Below are 15,527 nucleotides of genomic sequence, written 5' to 3' on the forward strand. Positions count from 1 at the left end.
GGTGCGGGTGATGGCATGAGGTGGGAAACGTGGAAGCCCTTCTACCTCCGGATCGTCCGCGAGATGGGTTATTCCATAGAGGAAGACAGAAGGTCCGCCGGGCTGTTGAGGGCGCTGCTCCTTGAGGGTGATGAGTACCTTCTGAGGGATGAGCTTGAGGTTATCGTTGGGAGGAAAGCTTACGTCTTCGGAGCGGGCCCGAGCCTCGAGGACGCTTTAAAGACCCACGACTTCTCCGACGGAACGCTTATAGCGGCAGATGGAGCCACCTCGGCCCTCCTCAATGCCGGTCTCGTTCCGGATATAACCGTCACGGACCTCGACGGCAGGATTCCGGACATAAAACTGGCCAACGACAGGGGGACCTTCGTGGTGGTGCACGCCCACGGTGACAACGCCGACAGGATCGCCGCTTACGTCCCGGTGTTCTCGAGGATCCTTGGAACGTGCCAGACGGAACCGCTGGACGTTGTCTACAACTTCGGTGGCTTCACGGACGGTGACAGGGCTGCCTTTCTGGCGGAGGAGCTCGGGGCAAGGGAGATCGTTCTGGTGGGCTTCGACTTCGGTCCGCTCGTGGGGAAGTGGAGCAAGCCCCGTCTCAGGGACCATTCGCCCGTCTGGGATAGCAAGCGGAAGAAGTTCGAGTTTGCGCAGGAGCTTCTCCGGTGGCTGGAAAAAAACGGAAGGGCAAGGATCGAGTATTTCAGGTTAGATCCCTGAGTTTTCTGACCTTCCCGCCCTTCATCTCGACGTAGCCGGCCTTCTTCAGGAAGCGCAGGACCTCTTCAAGGGCCCTTTTTGAGTAGCTGATCACGAGGGTTCCCTTCTGGGTCGGTATCGATATCGGAGAGGCCCGGAGGAAGCCGTTTATGAGGTCCTCCTCCCGTATCTTCCCCTCTCCAAGGGCTTTTAGGATCTCTCCGGCAAGAATCGACCGGCCTATAAGCGCGAAGTAAACCTTCAGGAGCTGATCCTCCGGGAAGTAGCGCGCCGCGATCTCCCCAAGGGAGTTTATCCTCCCCATATCGAGCTCCAGTATCTCGAACCTGTACTCCATGGTCAACTCGGTGAGCACGAACTGTTTGGCGATCCTTTCCGTACTCTCCGGGCTGTGGACGAGGTTGAAGGGGAACTTGAACTCAAAGCGGAGGTTCGTGACGTCGATTCCCTCCTTTAGCCTGACGGTGCCGTCCCCGTATTCCAGAGCACCGTTCCGCGCGAGCTGATCGAGGAGCTCGGCCACCCACGGCCCCTCCCGGATCAGGGTCTCAAACCTCTCTCCAACCTTGAGATGCTCCAGAAGGTGGTTGAGGCTCTCCTTGAAGGAGAGAAAACCCTCTTTGAGGGCCTCTCTGTCGGCACCTTCGATAACGTTTATCATCAAGCTTATCTCCTCGAGCGTCCCCTCGAGGGCGTAGCCCACGAAGGTCTCGTAACCGGCCACTTCCTGAAGCTCGAACTTTATTCCCGCATCCCTCAGGTCTTTGAGAAACGACTCCTTCACAGCCTCGCTCTTCGTTACGAACCGCATTTTACCACCGAACCGGAAAGGGTTAAAAGCCTTATAGGTTTTTGGTCTCCGGGTGAGACGATGGGAGAGAAGGAGTACCTGCTCGACAGGACCCTTGAATCGTGGAGGGGTAAAAGGGTCGCCCTGGCCATCGGCAGCGAACAGTCCTTCACCGGAATCCTGGAGGACTTCGACGATGAGGTGGTGCTCCTCAGGGACGTCTCGGATGTCGTCCAGAACAGGGCGAAGGCACTGCTCGTCAAGATAGACGACATCAACTGGATAATGCTCCTGTGAGGTGGTACAATGAGGGGCGTTGCCTTCGTGGGCTACAAAAAGAGCGGGAAAACGACAACCGTTGAGGCCGTAGCGAGCGTCCTGAAGGGGAGGGGTTACAGGGTCGTTGTGGCGAAGAGCATGCACGCCGATTTCGACAGGGAGGGAAGCGACACGTGGCGCTTTTCCCGGGTGGCCGATGAGGTCCTCGTCAGGGCGAGGGACACGGACGCGTTGCTCTTCCGGGCCAGGGATTTAAACGCCCTCCTTTCAATGGTCTCCGCGGATTTCGTCCTTTTCGAGGGGTTTAAGGCGGTAAAGCACGTTCCAAGGGTGGTCTGTGCGAGGGATGAGTGGGAGGTTGGCGAGCTCGACGGGGGCCTCGCAGTGGCGGTCAGCGGTGTCATAGCCTCAAAGGGGATCAGAGAGGTCAACGGCCTTCCGGTTATCGATGCGACCAGAGAGCCTGAGAAACTCGCCGATCTGGTCGAGGAGAAGGCCTTCATGCTCCCCAACATAGACTGCGGGCTCTGCGGTTTCACGTGCGAGCTCATGGCGAAGAAGATCGTCAGCGGTGAGAAAACACCCAGGGATTGCGTTATCCTGAGCCAGAGGCCCAAGGTAACGGTGAGGATTGACGGGAAGGTTCTGCCCATGAAGGACTGGGTGCAGGAGCTGGTTGAGAAAACCGTGAAGGGGATGCTCTCCGCGATGAAGGGTTACCGGGATGGCAGAAGGATAGAGATCGTGATCAGGGACGACTGAAGGTCCTTACGATCTCTGCACCCCCGTTTTTCAGCACGTAGGCCCGTTGGGAACGAAGCGAACCTCTCGGAGGTGCCCGCATCCCTCACTCCTCCCGAAGAGGAAGCCACAAACCCCGGCGGGTTTTTTCTACGCCTTTTTGACAATCGCCCTTAAGTCCTCCTGTCGAATTATCAACCTCGTGGTTAAAAACTCCCCGTTAAGCTTATAAATGCTGGAGATATGACGAAAGTCCGCCGGTGATATCGTGAAGTGGGAGCTCACCCTCCACGGGGGAAAACATCACGGCGAAAGGCTGGTCTTTGAGGCCGAAACGGCCGACGAGGCGAGGCAGTTCGCCTTCAGAGAACTCAAGAGGAAGGCCGCCAGAGTCTTCGAACTTGAAATGCTCGGGTGACCTTTCCTTCTTTTGCGTCATCTACGTGCTCCCGGGAATTTAAGTGCATTAATGTATTTTTGTGTTCGGCCATTTGTGTTCATTGATGTTTCTATAAGTCCACTAACGTTTATAAGACCTTCCCATCGCTTCATCACCGTCAGTGATATAAGGGGGTGACGGCATGCTCGTGAGGGTCGTCTACTACTTCGATAGCACCATCCCTGCGGAGCGCATAGTTGTTACGAACGACATTAAGAAGGCAGAAAGGGTGGCAAAGGAAGAAATGAAAAGGCTCGGTGCGAGGGGGTACGAGGTGGAGTGGGTGGCCTGAAGCGGCCCCCTTACGCCTTCAGCCCCCTCTGGACTGTTTGAACTTCTCCTGAATCTTTCTGTAGTACTCCATCGTTTCCTTGCTTATGCTGGGACCCACCTTTTTGAGGGCGCTTTCGAAGTCCTTCATGGTTACCTTTACCCTTCTCCTTATCTCGTCGGCCTTCATGCCCGGCCTTATGATGCCCACCTGGAGCGCCCTTCTCATCGCGGTCATGGCGGCTTCTCTTACGAGGGCTTCTATGTCCGCTCCACTGTAGCCCTCGGTTTTCCTTGCCAGCTCTTCGAGGCTAACCTCCTCCGCCAATGGAACGTTCCTCGTGTGCACCTTGAGTATCTCCAGCCTCGCCCTCTCATCGGGAGCCGGGACGAGTATAAGCCTGTCGAACCTCCCCGGCCTTAATAGAGCTGGATCGAGGATGTCCGGCCTGTTGGTTGCCGCTATAACCACGACCCCGCTGTTCTCCTGTATGCCGTCCATCTCGGTTAAGAGCTGGTTGATGAGCCTGTCCGTAACCCTGTTCACGTCGCTCCCTCTCGCGGGAGCTATCGCGTCGATCTCGTCTATGAAGATCACCGTTGGAGCCGCCTGCCTCGCCTTCCTGAATATCTCCCTGACGTTCTTCTCGCTCTCGCCAACCCACTTGCTCAGCACTTCGGGACCGCGAATGCCTATGAAGTTCGCCTCGCTCTCGTTAGCGACGGCCTTGGCCAGTAGCGTCTTACCTGTCCCGGGTGGACCGTAGAGGAGTATCCCCTTCGGCGGGGTTATGCCCAGCCCGAGGAAGGCCTCCGGGTACTTCAGTGGCCATTCTACTGCTTCGCGGAGTTCCTGTTTTGCTTCTTCGAGTCCTCCGATGTCGTCCCAGCGGACGTTTGGTACTTCTATGAGGACTTCTCTTAGGGCTGAGGGTTCGATCATCTTCAGGGCCTCGTAGAAGTCCTCCCTCGTCACCTTGAGCTCCTCAAGGACTTCCTTGGGTATGTGCTCGGCTTCGAAGTCTATTCTGCCCTCCTTGATGATCCTTCTGAGTGCTGCCATTGCCGCTTCTCTTGCGAGTGCCGCCAGATCCGCCCCGACGAAGCCATGGGTGACCTCCGCCAGTTCCTCAAGGAGAAGGTCTATCAGCCTCGCCCGGACCTCCTCGTAGAGCCTTTCGTTTACGTCCCTCAGTATCTTCGGGATGTCCTCGTCCTTTGCGTACTTGATCCTCAGCATGGCCGTCTCCGCGGCCTCGCGGTAGGCATCGTTTCTCTCCAGCTCTTCCAGTATCTCAATAACCCTGTCCCTCCTGAACTCCGGTTCGATGGGCATTCCTCTTGTGTGGATCTGGAGGATTTCTTTTCTTCCGGTTTTGTCTGGCACTCCTACCTCGAGTTCCCTGTCGAACCTTCCGGGTCTTCTCAACGCTGGATCGATCGCGTCGGGCCTGTTGGTTGCCGCTATGACTATGACTTTCCCGCGGCTCTTCAGACCGTCCATCAGGGTTAATAACTGTGATACCACGCGTTTTTCAACTTCTCCCGTGACTTCCTCCCTCTTGGGGGCTATCGCGTCGATCTCATCAATGAAGATTATGGTCGGAGCGTTTTCCTCCGCCTCTTTGAAGACTTCCCTCAGGCGTTCTTCGCTTTCTCCGTAGTACTTGCTCATTATTTCGGGTCCGTTAATTGCTATGAAGTGGGCGTTGGCTTCGTTGGCAACCGCCTTCGCGAGAAGCGTCTTACCCGTTCCGGGTGGACCGTAGAGGAGAACTCCCTTCGGCGGCTCTATACCGAGCTTCTCGAATATCTCCGGGTGCTTGAGCGGGAGCTCTATCATCTCCCTGACCTTCTGGATGACGTCGCCCAGCCCGCCGATGTCCTCGTAGGTAACGCCCAGAGCGGCGGTCTTGCTGACCTCCTTAACGGGCTTCTCGCTCACGTTGAATTCCGTGAATTCGGTTATCTGGACTATGCCGGCGGGAGTCGTCGCGGTAACCACGAAGGTGAGTTCCTGACCGAGGATGCTGACCTTGAGGTAATCACCCCTGACAACGGGCCTGCCCATCAGTCTGCTGTGGAACCACTCGACGAAGTCATGGCCGAAGCGGAGCGGTTCCGTTGGGGCAACGATTACCTTCTTTGCCTCCTTCACTTCCGCCTTTCTCACCGAGACCTCGTCCCCGAGGCCAACGCCGGCGTTCTTTCTCATGGTCCCGTCCATTCTGATTATGCCCAGTCCTTCGTCCTCCGGATAGGCCGGCCACACCACGGCGGCGGTGTTCTTCGTTCCGATGATTTCGACGATGTCACCGCTCTGAACGCCAATCTCGTGCATGGCTCTCCTGTCTATCCTAACTATTCCCCTACCAACGTCGCGCTGGTAAGCGGAAGCCACCTTGAGCTTGACCTCCCTCTTTTCGGACATTTTTAACCACCTCCAGTTTTTTCACCAGTTTTTTCAGATGATTGGTACTTCAGATGATTGGGACGAACCTTATTTTATCCCGATGAAAAAAATAACGAAAGGTTCACTCGATCTTGACCTCGAACCCTTCCTTCTCTTTCCTCGGGGACTTCTTGGGTATCTCTATCTCGAGGACGCCGTTGTTGTATCTGGCCTTGGCCTTCTCGGGTATAACCTCCTCGGGCAGCCTGATGACCCTCCTGTAGCCCGAGTAGTGGCGCTCGATCCTTATTGCCCCTTCCTCCTCGAGCTCCTTCTCGCGCTTTACCTGGGCCTCGATGTAGACCGCCTCCTCGGTAACGCGGAGCCTGATATCCTCCTTCCTGACCCCCGGCAGTTCGACGGTTATCACGAACCTGTCACCGCGGTCGAAGATGTCCGCGAAGGGCTCCCTCCACGTCTCGCTCATGAACTCGTAGCGCTCCTCGGGTTCGCGGTGGCTCCAGAGCCTTGGTCCCCTGAAGAAGTCCCTGAAGATATCGTCTATTTCCTCCTGTATCTCCCTAATAACGTCGAAGGGATCCCAGTAGCGGTCCCTCCTCCACACCATACTACCACCCCCGTACCTTTTGTTTACCCACTGTAACTAAAACGTAAGGGTTTAAAAAGTTTTGTGTCTTTTAGTGTGCATTGGTGACTAAAATTCTCTTCCGCTAAAATTCAGAACGGAGTCCCTTGAGATGGCCTGAGCATCGTAGCCGAGGCCGTTGAGTGTCCGGGCGAACTCCCTCGAAAAGCCGTAGACGGTGAACACCCTCTCGGGATTCACCCTCTCCACGATCCTGATGAGCTCCCAGAAGTCGGCGTGGTTGCTGAGCTTTAATTCCCCGAAGCCGGAGACCCTAACTCCAGGCTCCGGAAGTGAAGACCTCTCCATGCCGGAAGCCAGCACGACGTCGCCCTCCGGGGAGACGTTCTTGAAGGAGACCCCGAACTTGGAATAAACGCGCGCCACCTTCAGTACCTCCCCCGGAACCCTTACGGTGTAGCCGTGCAGGTCGAGTATCTTCATGACCTCCTGAGCCTTCCCCATCCGGTTGACGTATAGAACGGGCCTTTTTCCCCTATCGAGGGCCTCCTCGACAAGTCCTACCAGCCTTTTCTCGGCCTCTCTTGGAGCTGGAAAGGAGAAACCCGGAACCCCGAAGGTGGCCTCCACGATGAGGAAATCTGCCCCCGGAAATCGGCTCTTCTCGGCCGTTCTTAGTTTGAACCACTTCGTGTCTCCGGTATAGAAAAGCGTCCCGTTTTCGAGCCACAGCTTTATTCCGGCAGAGCCGAGCATATGGCCTGCGGGATATAGCTTGGCCTTGAAATCGCCGAGGTAGAAGCGCTTCCCGAATTTAACCTCCCGGTAAAAGCCCCCCTTTCTCAGATGGCTGAGGAACTTCGTTGGTCTGGTCGAGAAGATTATCCGGCCGCTTACGAAGTGGTCCGCGTGGGCGTGGCTCTGGAAGGCTAAGGTGGCCGAGCTGTCGAGACCGACGTTCTCCAGTATCATCACAGGGAGATACCCCGAAACGTTTATCTACCTTCGTTTCGATTCCCTTCTTGGTGTTGAGATGGGCACCTACATTATCGAGACCCGGAACCTCACCAAGTTCTTCGGTAAGATGAACGCCGTCTATCATCTCAACCTCAGGGTGCCCAAGGGGGCTGTCTACGGCTTTCTGGGGCCCAACGGTGCGGGAAAGACCACCACCATAAAGATGCTCACCGGGGCTTTGAGACCAACCTACGGTGAGATAAGGATCTTTGACCTCGAGATGCCCCGCCAGAGGGTCGAGATAATGCGTAACGTTGGCTACATGCCCGAGAGACCCCTCGCCTACGAGGACATGACTATCTTCGAGTTTCTGACTTACATGGGCCGCCTTCTGGGACTTCCAAAGGACGAGGCGGTGAGGGAGGCGAGGGAGCTGATGGCCTACACGGGCGTTGGAAAGCTGGCCTTCAAGGGGATAAAGGAGCTCTCGAGCGGCCAGAGGCAGAGGGTCACCTTCGCCATGGCCCTCCTCGGGGATCCGGAGCTCCTCATCCTCGACGAGCCAACGAGCAACCTCGACCCGCTGGGGAGGATGGAGTTCATAGGCAAGGTTCTGGAGCTGGCAAAGAGCGGGAAGACCATATTCGTGAGCTCCCACATTGTGAGCGAGATAGAGAGGATGTGCAACCACGTCGGGCTTATAAAGGACGGCGAGCTCATCGAACAGGGGCGCGTCAGGGAGCTCGTAAAGGTCGACGGAACGGACTACGATGTGATGGTTTCCGACAACGCTCTTCTCCTCGAGTTCCTCAGGGGAGAGATCTACGTTAGGGAAGCGTGGGAGGAGGAAGGTATTGTGAGGGTAAAGCTGGATGAGAGGTTCGCCGAGAGGTTCTTTCTGGAGCTTCCAAAGTTTCTGGCCGAGAACAGACTCGCGCTCAGGCTCTTCAAACCCCACACCAGCCCGCTGGAGAGGATCCTGATGAAGCGCTTCAACGTGGGGTGGAAGGAATGAGCCCTAAACCAGACCCCCTCCGGAGTCCCCTGTGGGTCGTCTTCGAGGGCGAGTTCAGGAGGCTCATCCGTTCGAGGAAGCTCAAGGTTCTCTTTGCTGTAACGTTCTTCCCGGCTTTGATATACCTCCTTAACCCGAATTCAACAGGGACCGGCGTTGAGGCCATGCTGGAGTCTTTTCAGGCCCTGATGCTCCAGCTTCTCCCAGACTACTGGATAGGTATAATCGGTCAGCTCATAGCCATAATCCTGATGAGCGACCTCCTTGGGGGGGAGATAGACAGGGGGACGATAAGGCTCCTGCTTGCGAGACCCCTGAGGCTCAGCGAGATGATCACCGCCAAGTTCCTCGCGGGGTTAAGTGCCCTCGCGGTCCTCTTTGGGATTCCCTATCTTACCGTCTGGCTCTACAATCCCGTGGTCTACGACGCCGGCTTTGAGGGTCTCCGCGAGGGTCTTCCCCAGCTCCTCCTCGTTCTCGGAGTAACCCTGCTCGTTCTGGCGCTCCTCGGGGCACTGGCGATGCTCGTTTCAGCTCTCATACCCCGCTCCCTGTACGCCTCTCTGGCGACCTTTGGAATCGTCTTCCTCCTTCAGTTCCTCCTTCCCCAGATACCCTACATCCGGAATCCGGAGAGGTACACCCTCGGCTATCAGGCGGTCGTTCTTCTCAAGGCCAGCTTCGACAAACTCGACCTGAGCGTTTTCACCGGAGTTCCATCCCACACGGCCCTTTACTTCGGCGGAACGACCCTTCTCCTGCTGACCTTTACGTGGGCGGTTCTGATGAGGAGGGACTTCCCGGACTGATGGATAATTTATCCAAGGTAAAGGGGACTCTTTAGTTATGTAAAAGCTTTTTATATTCCGGAGTCCAATAGGGAAGGGGTGGTAGGTATGACCTTCGATAAGGAAAAGCTCTCGAAGATTAGGGAGGAGGAAAAGCGCTGGGAGGAAACGACGGTTAAGAAGCTCATCGAGAGGAGGCCCGAGAGAAAGGAGAAGTTCATGACGGACGACGGCTTTGAGATAAAGCGGACTTATACTCCCGCGGACCTTGGAGAGGACTGGGACTACCTCGAAAAGCTCGGTTTTCCCGGCGAGTACCCCTTCACCCGCGGGGTTTACGCGACGATGTACCGCGGCAGGTTCTGGACGATGAGGCAGTACGCGGGTTTCGGAACGGCCGAGGAGTCGAACAGGCGGTACAAATACCTTCTTGAGCAGGGACAGACGGGTTTGAGCGTCGCCTTTGACCTTCCAACCCAGATAGGTTACGACAGCGATCACCCGATGAGCGAGGGTGAGGTGGGTAAGGTCGGTGTTGCCATAGACTCCCTCTGGGATATGGAGATACTCTTCGATGGTATTCCTCTGGATAAGGTCTCAACTTCGATGACCATCAACTCCACCGCGGCCAACCTTCTGGCCATGTACATACTCGTTGCCGAAAAGCAGGGCGTTTCTCAGGAAAAGCTCCGCGGAACGGTTCAGAACGACGTGCTCAAGGAGTACATAGCGCGCGGCACCTACATCTTCCCGCCCCAGCCGAGCATGAGGCTCACCACGGACATCATCATGTACTGCGCCGAGAACGTTCCCAAGTGGAACCCCATCTCAATAAGCGGCTACCACATCAGGGAGGCCGGGGCAAATGCCGTTCAGGAGGTTGCCTTCACCCTCGCGGACGGTGTGGAGTACGTCAAGGCCGTCATCGACAGGGGGATGGACGTTGACAGGTTCGCCCCGAGACTGAGCTTCTTCTTCAACGCCCACAACAACTTCCTCGAGGAGATAGCCAAGTTCAGGGCCGCCAGAAAACTCTGGGCCTACATCATGAAGGAGTGGTTCAACGCCAAAAATCCAAGGAGCATGCTCCTGCGCTTCCACACCCAGACGGCCGGGTCAACCCTGACCGCCCAGCAGCCGGAGAACAACATAGTTCGCGTTGCCATTCAGGCCCTCGCGGCCGTTCTCGGCGGAACCCAGAGTCTTCACACCAACTCCTACGACGAGGCCCTTTCCCTGCCGACGGAGAAGAGCGTCCGCATAGCCCTCAGAACCCAGCAGATCATAGCCTACGAAAGCGGTGTGGTCGACACCGTAGACCCGCTTGGGGGTTCCTACTACATCGAGTGGCTCACGGACCACATCTATGACGAGGCCCTGAAGTACATTGAGAAGATCCAGAAGATGGGAGGGATGATGAAGGCCATTGAACGGGGCTACGTCCAGAGGGAGATAGCGGAGAGTGCCTACAAAGTCCAGAAGGAGATAGAGGAGAAGAAGCGTATAATAGTCGGCGTTAACGAGTTCGTGGTTGACGAACCTCTGGACGTCGAGATACTCAAGGTCGACCCGAGCATAAGGGAGAAGCAGATCGAGAGGCTCAAAAAGCTCCGTTCCGTAAGAGATGGTAAAAAAGTTGAGGAAATCCTTGATAAGCTCAGGAAAGCAGCGGAAACCGAGGACGAGAACCTCATGCCCTACATCATAGAGGCCCACAGGCACCTCGCAACCCTCGGGGAGGTTACCGACGTTCTGAGGGACGTCTGGGGCGAGTACAGGGCCCCGCTGGTGTTCTGAGGTTTACCTTTTCTCCCCCCTTTCTCAAGCGGGAGAAGCGTAGGGCTCACGAAAAAGCTTAAAAAAGGATACCCAAAGCATCAACGGACATCATGATAATCCGGAGGTGTAGTTATGGCGAGAAACAAACCCTTTGCGAAGAAGCTCAGGCTTGCCAAGGCCGCCAAGCAGAACAGACGCGTTCCGGTCTGGGTCATCCTCAAGACCAGCAGGGAGGTCATGACCCATCCGAAGAGGAGGATGTGGAGAAGGACCAAGCTCAAGGAGTGAGGTGGTTTAAATGATCAGACCCGGAGAGGAAGTTATGTTCGTCGTTCCCATCAGGAAGATAAAGAAGCGCGTTCCGCGCTGGAAGAGGGCACCGAGGGCTGCAAGATTCGTCCGCGAGTGGATAGCGAGGCACGCCAAGGCCGACGAGGTGGTCATCGGAACGGACGTCAACGAGAAGCTCTGGGAGCGCGGGGCGGAGAAACCGCCGAACAAGATCCGCGTCAAGGTTATCGTCGAGGAGAGCGAAGGCAAGAGGATTGCCCGGGTTTCCCTCGCCTGATTCTTTTAATTTGAAGGGGTGACCGGATGCGAATAGAAAGGATGGATTTTGAGAACTCCCCGTACCTTGGAGTTTACGGCCTCGTCACCGACAGGGTAGCCCTCATCAGGGAGGGTCTAAGCTCGCGAAAGCTTGAAACCCTCGGGGGAGTTCTCGGAGTCCCTCTCGTGGAGACGAGCGTTATGAAGTCCCGCATAATCGGCATATTCGCCGCCGGGAACTCCAGAGCGATAGTCGTCCCGTGGTATGTCTGGGACACCGAGCTGGAGCGGATAAAAGAGGGACTCAGGGAGCACGACCTGGATATGGAGGTTGTTCCCTTCAAAAGCACACTCACGGCCCTTGGCAACCTCATCCTGGCCAACGACAGGGCGGCGCTGGTGAGTGCCAAGTTCACCCGTGAGGAGGCAAAAAAGCTCGGGGACATACTCGACGTTGAGGTTGAGAGGGGCATGATAGGCGACTTCCATGCCGTTGGGAGTGCGGGGGTCGTTACGAACAGGGGCGGGCTCGTCCATCCCGAGGCCACGGATGAGGAACTTGAGTGGCTCCGCGATCTCTTCGGGGTGGATATATACGTTGGAACCGCCAACATGGGCGTTCCCTTCGTCGGCTCATGCGTCCTTGCAAACTCCAACGGTGTCGTCGTTGGAAGCCTTACAACCGGACCCGAGATAGTTAAGATTGAAGAGGCCCTTGGTTTCCTTGACTGATCGGGAGGTGTGGATATGGAGGTTAAGGTCTTCAGGATTAGGGGTGTTTTCGAGAGGAACGGAAAAAAGGAGAGGTTCAGCAGGGAGTACCGCGGCCTTAAGGCCGAGGACGTCGTGGAAATCCTCTACTCAGAGGTGGGTAGCAAGCACAGGGTTCCGAGGAACAAGATCTGGATCGAGAGCGTTGAAGAGATAAAACCCGAAGAGGCCGAGAACCCGATAGTCAGAAAGCTCAGCGGGCTTTGATGTTTTTATTCCTTACCCTTGAGGTTTCCTTCCCTCCAGCCGAGAACCCTCGACTGGTAGTGCTCCCTGGGAAATATCTCCAGCGGGTCGATGCCTTTCTCCCGCAGCAGATGCCTCAGCTCGACTTCGTAGTCGGATTTCTCCAGCTCCTCGCTCTCCCTGATCTCGACTACGAACAGCCTCTCCGTTAGCTCCCTTATCGTTTTGTATCCAAGGCCGAGGAGGGGCCTTACGTAGGCGACGCCAAAACGATCCTCCAGCGATCGGGCCTTCGGTAGGTCAAGGAACGGGACCCTGTCGTCCCTCCTCGTTCCATCGCTCACCCGCTCCACCTCCGGCAGGGAGGCCAGAGCTTCGAGGGCCCTCTCGTGGATGAACTGGATGGCGTTGTTCGGATGACCGTCCTCCACGGCGATCCTGACGGCCCTCTCAAGGATCTCCCCGGGGAGGTAGAGAACGCTGTGCTCGAAGCCGAGCCTTTCGGCGGTTTCCCTCGCAAAGCGCCATGAATCGAGGGTGCCGAAGCTCACGGTTACGAGCTTCACGTCGTAGCCAATCCTCCTCAGTATCCACGCGCTCAGGCTCGAGTCCTTTCCGCCCGAATAGAGGTGGTGTATCCTCATCTTCGTTGCCCTCCAACACCTTTAAAAGGCCAACCTTTTTAAACTACTCCACGCGGGAGCTAAAGGTGAGAGAGATGGAGAAACGCTTGTCTGGAAAGGTGAGAAGGGCCCTCAGGGGGAGGTACTACGACATCCCGCCGAGGGCGTGGATAGGCAGGAGAGGCCTTGATGAGGGAGTCATAGCCGAGATAAACACCCAGCTCGAGAAGGATGGTGTTCTTAAGGTTGAGATACGCAAGGGAGCGCTCATCTCCACAGGTCTCGACAGAAGGTCAATCGCCGAAAAGGTGGCCGGGGCAACGGACAGCGAGCTCATAGACGTCCGCGGCAAAAGGTTTATATTGTTCAGGCCGAGGGAAGGTTGGGAAAAGTATTTAAGGAAGCTTCAGAGAAAGGAGCTTTCGATGGAAAAACGGGAGGAAAAGCCCGTTAAGAAAGTCAGGCTCGACATCGTTCAGTTCAGGAGGAAATTCAAGAAGGGGAGGGATTGAAAGTGGCGACGGTTTATGACGTTCCCGGTGATTTGCTCGTTGAGAGGGTTGCGAAGGCTCTTAAAGAGGTGGAGGCAATAAAACCACCCGAGTGGGCCCCCTTCGTCAAGACCGGAAGGCACAAGGAGCGCATTCCTGAGCAGGAGGACTGGTGGTACTACAGGGTTGCCAGCGTCCTCAGGAAGGTCTACGTTGACGGTCCGGTGGGTATAGAACGCCTCAGGACCTGGTACGGCGGCAGGAAGAACCGCGGTCATGCACCGGAGCACTTCTACAAGGCCGGCGGGAGCGCTATAAGAAAGGCCCTTCAGCAGCTCGAGGCCGCGGGCTTCGTTCAGAAGGTCCCGGGTGAGGGCAGGATCGTTACACCGCAGGGACGGAGCTTCCTCGACAGAGTGGCTACGGAGCTCAAGAAGGAACTCGAGGAGCAGATCCCGGAGCTCAGGAAGTACTGAGTGTCTTTTCCATTCGTTTTGTCCGTTTTGAAGCCAATACCTTTTTAATCAGGGCGTCCCATCCGTTATGGGGGTGAGGGGATGGTTGAGGACATAAACGAGATCAGGAAGCGCAAACTTATGGAACTCCAGAGGAGGTACCTCGAGCAGCAGAAGGCTCAGGAGGAGGCCGTAAAGCAGGAGATGGAGCTCGAAGCCCAGCTCAACGAGATAATGAGGAAGATCCTGACTCCCGAGGCGAGAGAGAGGCTCGGAAGGGTGAAACTCGTTCGCCCCGAACTGGCCAGACAGGTCGAGCTGATTCTGGTTCAGCTCTATCAGGCCGGCCAGATAACGGAACCCATCGATGATGCAAGGCTCAAGAGGATACTCGCCCAGATCGACGCCAGAACGAGGCGCGACTTCAGGATCAGGTGGTAAGGGATTCTCCATGGACCCCCGGGAGATAGTGAAGATACTCCACGGGAAAGGCGAGGTTAGTCTGGATACTTGGAAGGCCGTCTCGGTTAAAAACAACGGGGACGGGACCGTTGACGTCCTTTACAGGAACATCCACGTGGGAACCGAGAAGGATCCCGTCTTCCTCTGGGTCTACGCCAACGTTGTTGAGGAGGATGCCGACGTCCGGGTTCTGGAGAGGATAACCTTCAAGCGTGAGGACCTCGCCTGGTTGCTCCGCTACGTGGCGAAAAAAGGCTAAGGTTTATAAGGGGTTTATAAAATAGCCGCCCGTCTGGGGGTGTCTGAGTGGGTAAACGCAGGGTGTGTCCGATTTGTGGTTCGACGGAGTTCATCTACGACCCGAGCAGGGGAGAGAGGGTATGTAAAGTTTGCGGTTACGTCATCGAGGAGAACATCGTGGACACGGGTCCCGAGTGGCGTGCCTTCGATGCGGGCCAGAGGGAGAAGAGGGCCCGTGTTGGTGCCCCCGAGAGCATTCTGCTTCACGACAAGGGCCTCTCAACGGACATCGGAATCGACAGACGTGTTTCCGGCCTGATGCGCGAGAAGATCTACAGGATGAGAAGGTGGCAGTCCCGCCTGAGGATAAGCGACGCCGCCGAGCGTAACCTTGCCTTCGCCCTGAGCGAGCTTGACAGGGTTGCCAGCCAGCTGAAGCTTCCGAGGTACGTTGAGGAGGAGGCCGCGAGGCTCTACCGTGAGGCCCTGAAAAAGGGCCTTATAAGGGGACGCTCGATCGAGAGCGTCATCACCGCCTGCGTTTACGCTGCGTGCAGGCTCCTGAAGGTTCCGAGAACCCTCGATGAAGTGGCAGACATATCCCGCGTCGACAAAAAGGAGATAGGAAGAAGCTACCGCTTCATCGCCAGAAACCTCAACCTTACACCGAAGAAACTCTTCGTTAAACCCACGGATTACGTTGATAAGTTTGCCGACGAGCTGGGGCTGAATGATAGGGTCAGGAAAAGGGCGGTTAAGATACTGGAGGAGGCGTACGAAAAGGGACTGACAAGCGGTAAGAGCCCCGCGGGCCTCGTCGCCGCTGCCCTCTACATCGCCGGCCTCATGGAGGACGATAAAAGAACCCAGAGGGAAGTTGCGGAAGTGGCGCGCGTTACCGAGGTGACCGTCAGGAACAGGTACAAGGAACTCGTGGAGAGGCTTAACCTGAAGGTCCCGATTTGAAAGG

The 15,527-nt window shown here is 56.4% G+C and carries 22 protein-coding genes; 17 read left to right on the forward strand and 5 right to left on the reverse strand.

The genetic code is table 11. The annotated features are described in order from the left end of the window. Positions 1-15: 15 nt before the first annotated feature. The gene (locus tag A3L12_RS06505) at positions 16-723 is read left to right on the forward strand and encodes a 6-hydroxymethylpterin diphosphokinase MptE-like protein (RefSeq protein ID WP_088882864.1); all 708 of its coding nucleotides are present in this window, start codon (positions 16-18) and stop codon (positions 721-723) included. Here A3L12_RS06505 and A3L12_RS06510 read toward each other — a convergent pair. Beyond that, entirely contained in the window at positions 707-1,534 is an 828-nt protein-coding gene (locus A3L12_RS06510) for a hypothetical protein (RefSeq protein ID WP_088882865.1), read from the reverse strand. The genes A3L12_RS06505 and A3L12_RS06510 overlap by 17 nt on opposite strands. A gap of 60 nt (positions 1,535-1,594) precedes the next feature. Between A3L12_RS06510 and A3L12_RS06515 the strand changes: the two genes are divergently transcribed. The 4 genes from A3L12_RS06515 to A3L12_RS08375 all read left to right on the forward strand — a co-directional run bounded on the left by A3L12_RS06515 (position 1,595) and on the right by A3L12_RS08375 (position 3,264). After that, positions 1,595-1,810, forward strand: coding sequence for an LSm family protein (locus A3L12_RS06515; protein WP_088882866.1), 216 nt, complete (start codon positions 1,595-1,597; stop codon positions 1,808-1,810). 9 nt (positions 1,811-1,819) lie between these two features. Continuing rightward, on the forward strand, positions 1,820-2,554 hold the full coding sequence (mobB, locus tag A3L12_RS06520) for a molybdopterin-guanine dinucleotide biosynthesis protein B (protein ID WP_088882867.1): 735 nt from the start codon (positions 1,820-1,822) through the stop codon (positions 2,552-2,554). A gap of 247 nt (positions 2,555-2,801) precedes the next feature. Next, positions 2,802-2,951, forward strand: coding sequence for a hypothetical protein (locus A3L12_RS08370; RefSeq protein WP_198300038.1), 150 nt, complete (start codon positions 2,802-2,804; stop codon positions 2,949-2,951). Positions 2,952-3,114: 163 nt separating this feature from the next. Further along, positions 3,115-3,264 carry a hypothetical protein gene (locus A3L12_RS08375; RefSeq protein ID WP_198300039.1) on the forward strand — a complete coding sequence of 50 codons (150 nt, stop codon included), beginning with the start codon at positions 3,115-3,117 and terminating at the stop codon, positions 3,262-3,264. 18 nt (positions 3,265-3,282) lie between these two features. Here the strand turns inward: A3L12_RS08375 and A3L12_RS06525 are convergent, their stop codons facing one another. The 3 genes from A3L12_RS06525 to A3L12_RS06535 all read right to left on the reverse strand — a co-directional run bounded on the left by A3L12_RS06525 (position 3,283) and on the right by A3L12_RS06535 (position 7,213). Continuing rightward, positions 3,283-5,673 carry a CDC48 family AAA ATPase gene (locus A3L12_RS06525; protein WP_088882868.1) on the reverse strand — a complete coding sequence of 797 codons (2,391 nt, stop codon included), beginning with the start codon at positions 5,671-5,673 and terminating at the stop codon, positions 3,283-3,285. 103 nt (positions 5,674-5,776) lie between these two features. Next, positions 5,777-6,262 carry an Hsp20/alpha crystallin family protein gene (locus tag A3L12_RS06530; protein ID WP_088882869.1) on the reverse strand — a complete coding sequence of 162 codons (486 nt, stop codon included), beginning with the start codon at positions 6,260-6,262 and terminating at the stop codon, positions 5,777-5,779. Between the two features lie 87 nt (positions 6,263-6,349). Beyond that, positions 6,350-7,213: an MBL fold metallo-hydrolase gene (locus tag A3L12_RS06535; protein ID WP_088882870.1), complete on the reverse strand. Its 864-nt coding sequence runs from the start codon at positions 7,211-7,213 to the stop codon at positions 6,350-6,352. Positions 7,214-7,274: 61 nt separating this feature from the next. On the opposite strand from A3L12_RS06535, the gene A3L12_RS06540 reads away from it, so the two are divergent. The 7 genes from A3L12_RS06540 (at position 7,275) to rpl18a (ending at position 12,307) form a co-directional block, all read left to right on the forward strand. Beyond that, positions 7,275-8,213, forward strand: a complete 939-nt coding sequence (locus tag A3L12_RS06540; protein WP_088882871.1) for an ABC transporter ATP-binding protein — start codon at positions 7,275-7,277, stop codon at positions 8,211-8,213. Continuing rightward, positions 8,210-9,022 (forward strand): ABC transporter permease, encoded by an 813-nt coding sequence (locus A3L12_RS06545; RefSeq protein ID WP_088882872.1) that lies wholly within the window; start codon positions 8,210-8,212, stop codon positions 9,020-9,022. The genes A3L12_RS06540 and A3L12_RS06545 overlap by 4 nt, the downstream gene beginning before the upstream one ends. 87 nt (positions 9,023-9,109) lie before the next feature. Further along, positions 9,110-10,798, forward strand: coding sequence for a methylmalonyl-CoA mutase (locus tag A3L12_RS06550; protein WP_088882873.1), 1,689 nt, complete (start codon positions 9,110-9,112; stop codon positions 10,796-10,798). A gap of 114 nt (positions 10,799-10,912) precedes the next feature. After that, the gene (locus A3L12_RS06555) at positions 10,913-11,068 is read left to right on the forward strand and encodes a 50S ribosomal protein L39e (protein ID WP_088882874.1); all 156 of its coding nucleotides are present in this window, start codon (positions 10,913-10,915) and stop codon (positions 11,066-11,068) included. A gap of 10 nt (positions 11,069-11,078) precedes the next feature. Further along, positions 11,079-11,348: a 50S ribosomal protein L31e gene (locus tag A3L12_RS06560; protein ID WP_088882875.1), complete on the forward strand. Its 270-nt coding sequence runs from the start codon at positions 11,079-11,081 to the stop codon at positions 11,346-11,348. A 26-nt stretch (positions 11,349-11,374) separates the two neighbouring features. Then, the gene (locus A3L12_RS06565; RefSeq protein WP_088882876.1) at positions 11,375-12,061 is read left to right on the forward strand and encodes a translation initiation factor IF-6; all 687 of its coding nucleotides are present in this window, start codon (positions 11,375-11,377) and stop codon (positions 12,059-12,061) included. 15 nt (positions 12,062-12,076) lie between these two features. Then, complete coding sequence (gene rpl18a, locus A3L12_RS06570) at positions 12,077-12,307, forward strand: 50S ribosomal protein L18Ae (protein WP_088882877.1); 231 nt, start codon at positions 12,077-12,079, stop codon at positions 12,305-12,307. 5 nt (positions 12,308-12,312) lie between these two features. On the opposite strand, the gene A3L12_RS06575 is transcribed toward rpl18a, so the two are convergent. Beyond that, positions 12,313-12,930: an asparagine synthase-related protein gene (locus A3L12_RS06575; RefSeq protein ID WP_088882878.1), complete on the reverse strand. Its 618-nt coding sequence runs from the start codon at positions 12,928-12,930 to the stop codon at positions 12,313-12,315. A 74-nt stretch (positions 12,931-13,004) separates the two neighbouring features. On the opposite strand from A3L12_RS06575, the gene A3L12_RS06580 reads away from it, so the two are divergent. The 5 genes from A3L12_RS06580 (at position 13,005) to A3L12_RS06600 (ending at position 15,523) form a co-directional block, all read left to right on the forward strand. Continuing rightward, entirely contained in the window at positions 13,005-13,421 is a 417-nt protein-coding gene (locus A3L12_RS06580) for a YhbY family RNA-binding protein (RefSeq protein ID WP_088882879.1), read from the forward strand. 2 nt (positions 13,422-13,423) lie between these two features. After that, the gene (locus tag A3L12_RS06585; RefSeq protein WP_088883241.1) at positions 13,424-13,876 is read left to right on the forward strand and encodes a 30S ribosomal protein S19e; all 453 of its coding nucleotides are present in this window, start codon (positions 13,424-13,426) and stop codon (positions 13,874-13,876) included. Positions 13,877-13,957: 81 nt separating this feature from the next. Further along, the gene (locus tag A3L12_RS06590; protein ID WP_088882880.1) at positions 13,958-14,296 is read left to right on the forward strand and encodes a DNA-binding protein; all 339 of its coding nucleotides are present in this window, start codon (positions 13,958-13,960) and stop codon (positions 14,294-14,296) included. Between the two features lie 10 nt (positions 14,297-14,306). Then, on the forward strand, positions 14,307-14,576 hold the full coding sequence (locus A3L12_RS06595; RefSeq protein ID WP_088882881.1) for a hypothetical protein: 270 nt from the start codon (positions 14,307-14,309) through the stop codon (positions 14,574-14,576). A gap of 47 nt (positions 14,577-14,623) precedes the next feature. Beyond that, complete coding sequence (locus tag A3L12_RS06600) at positions 14,624-15,523, forward strand: transcription initiation factor IIB (protein WP_088882882.1); 900 nt, start codon at positions 14,624-14,626, stop codon at positions 15,521-15,523. The last annotated feature ends 4 nt before the right edge of the window (positions 15,524-15,527 follow it).

The sequence above is a fragment of the Thermococcus sp. P6 genome (genome assembly GCF_002214525.1).
Lineage (GTDB): Archaea > Methanobacteriota_B > Thermococci > Thermococcales > Thermococcaceae > Thermococcus.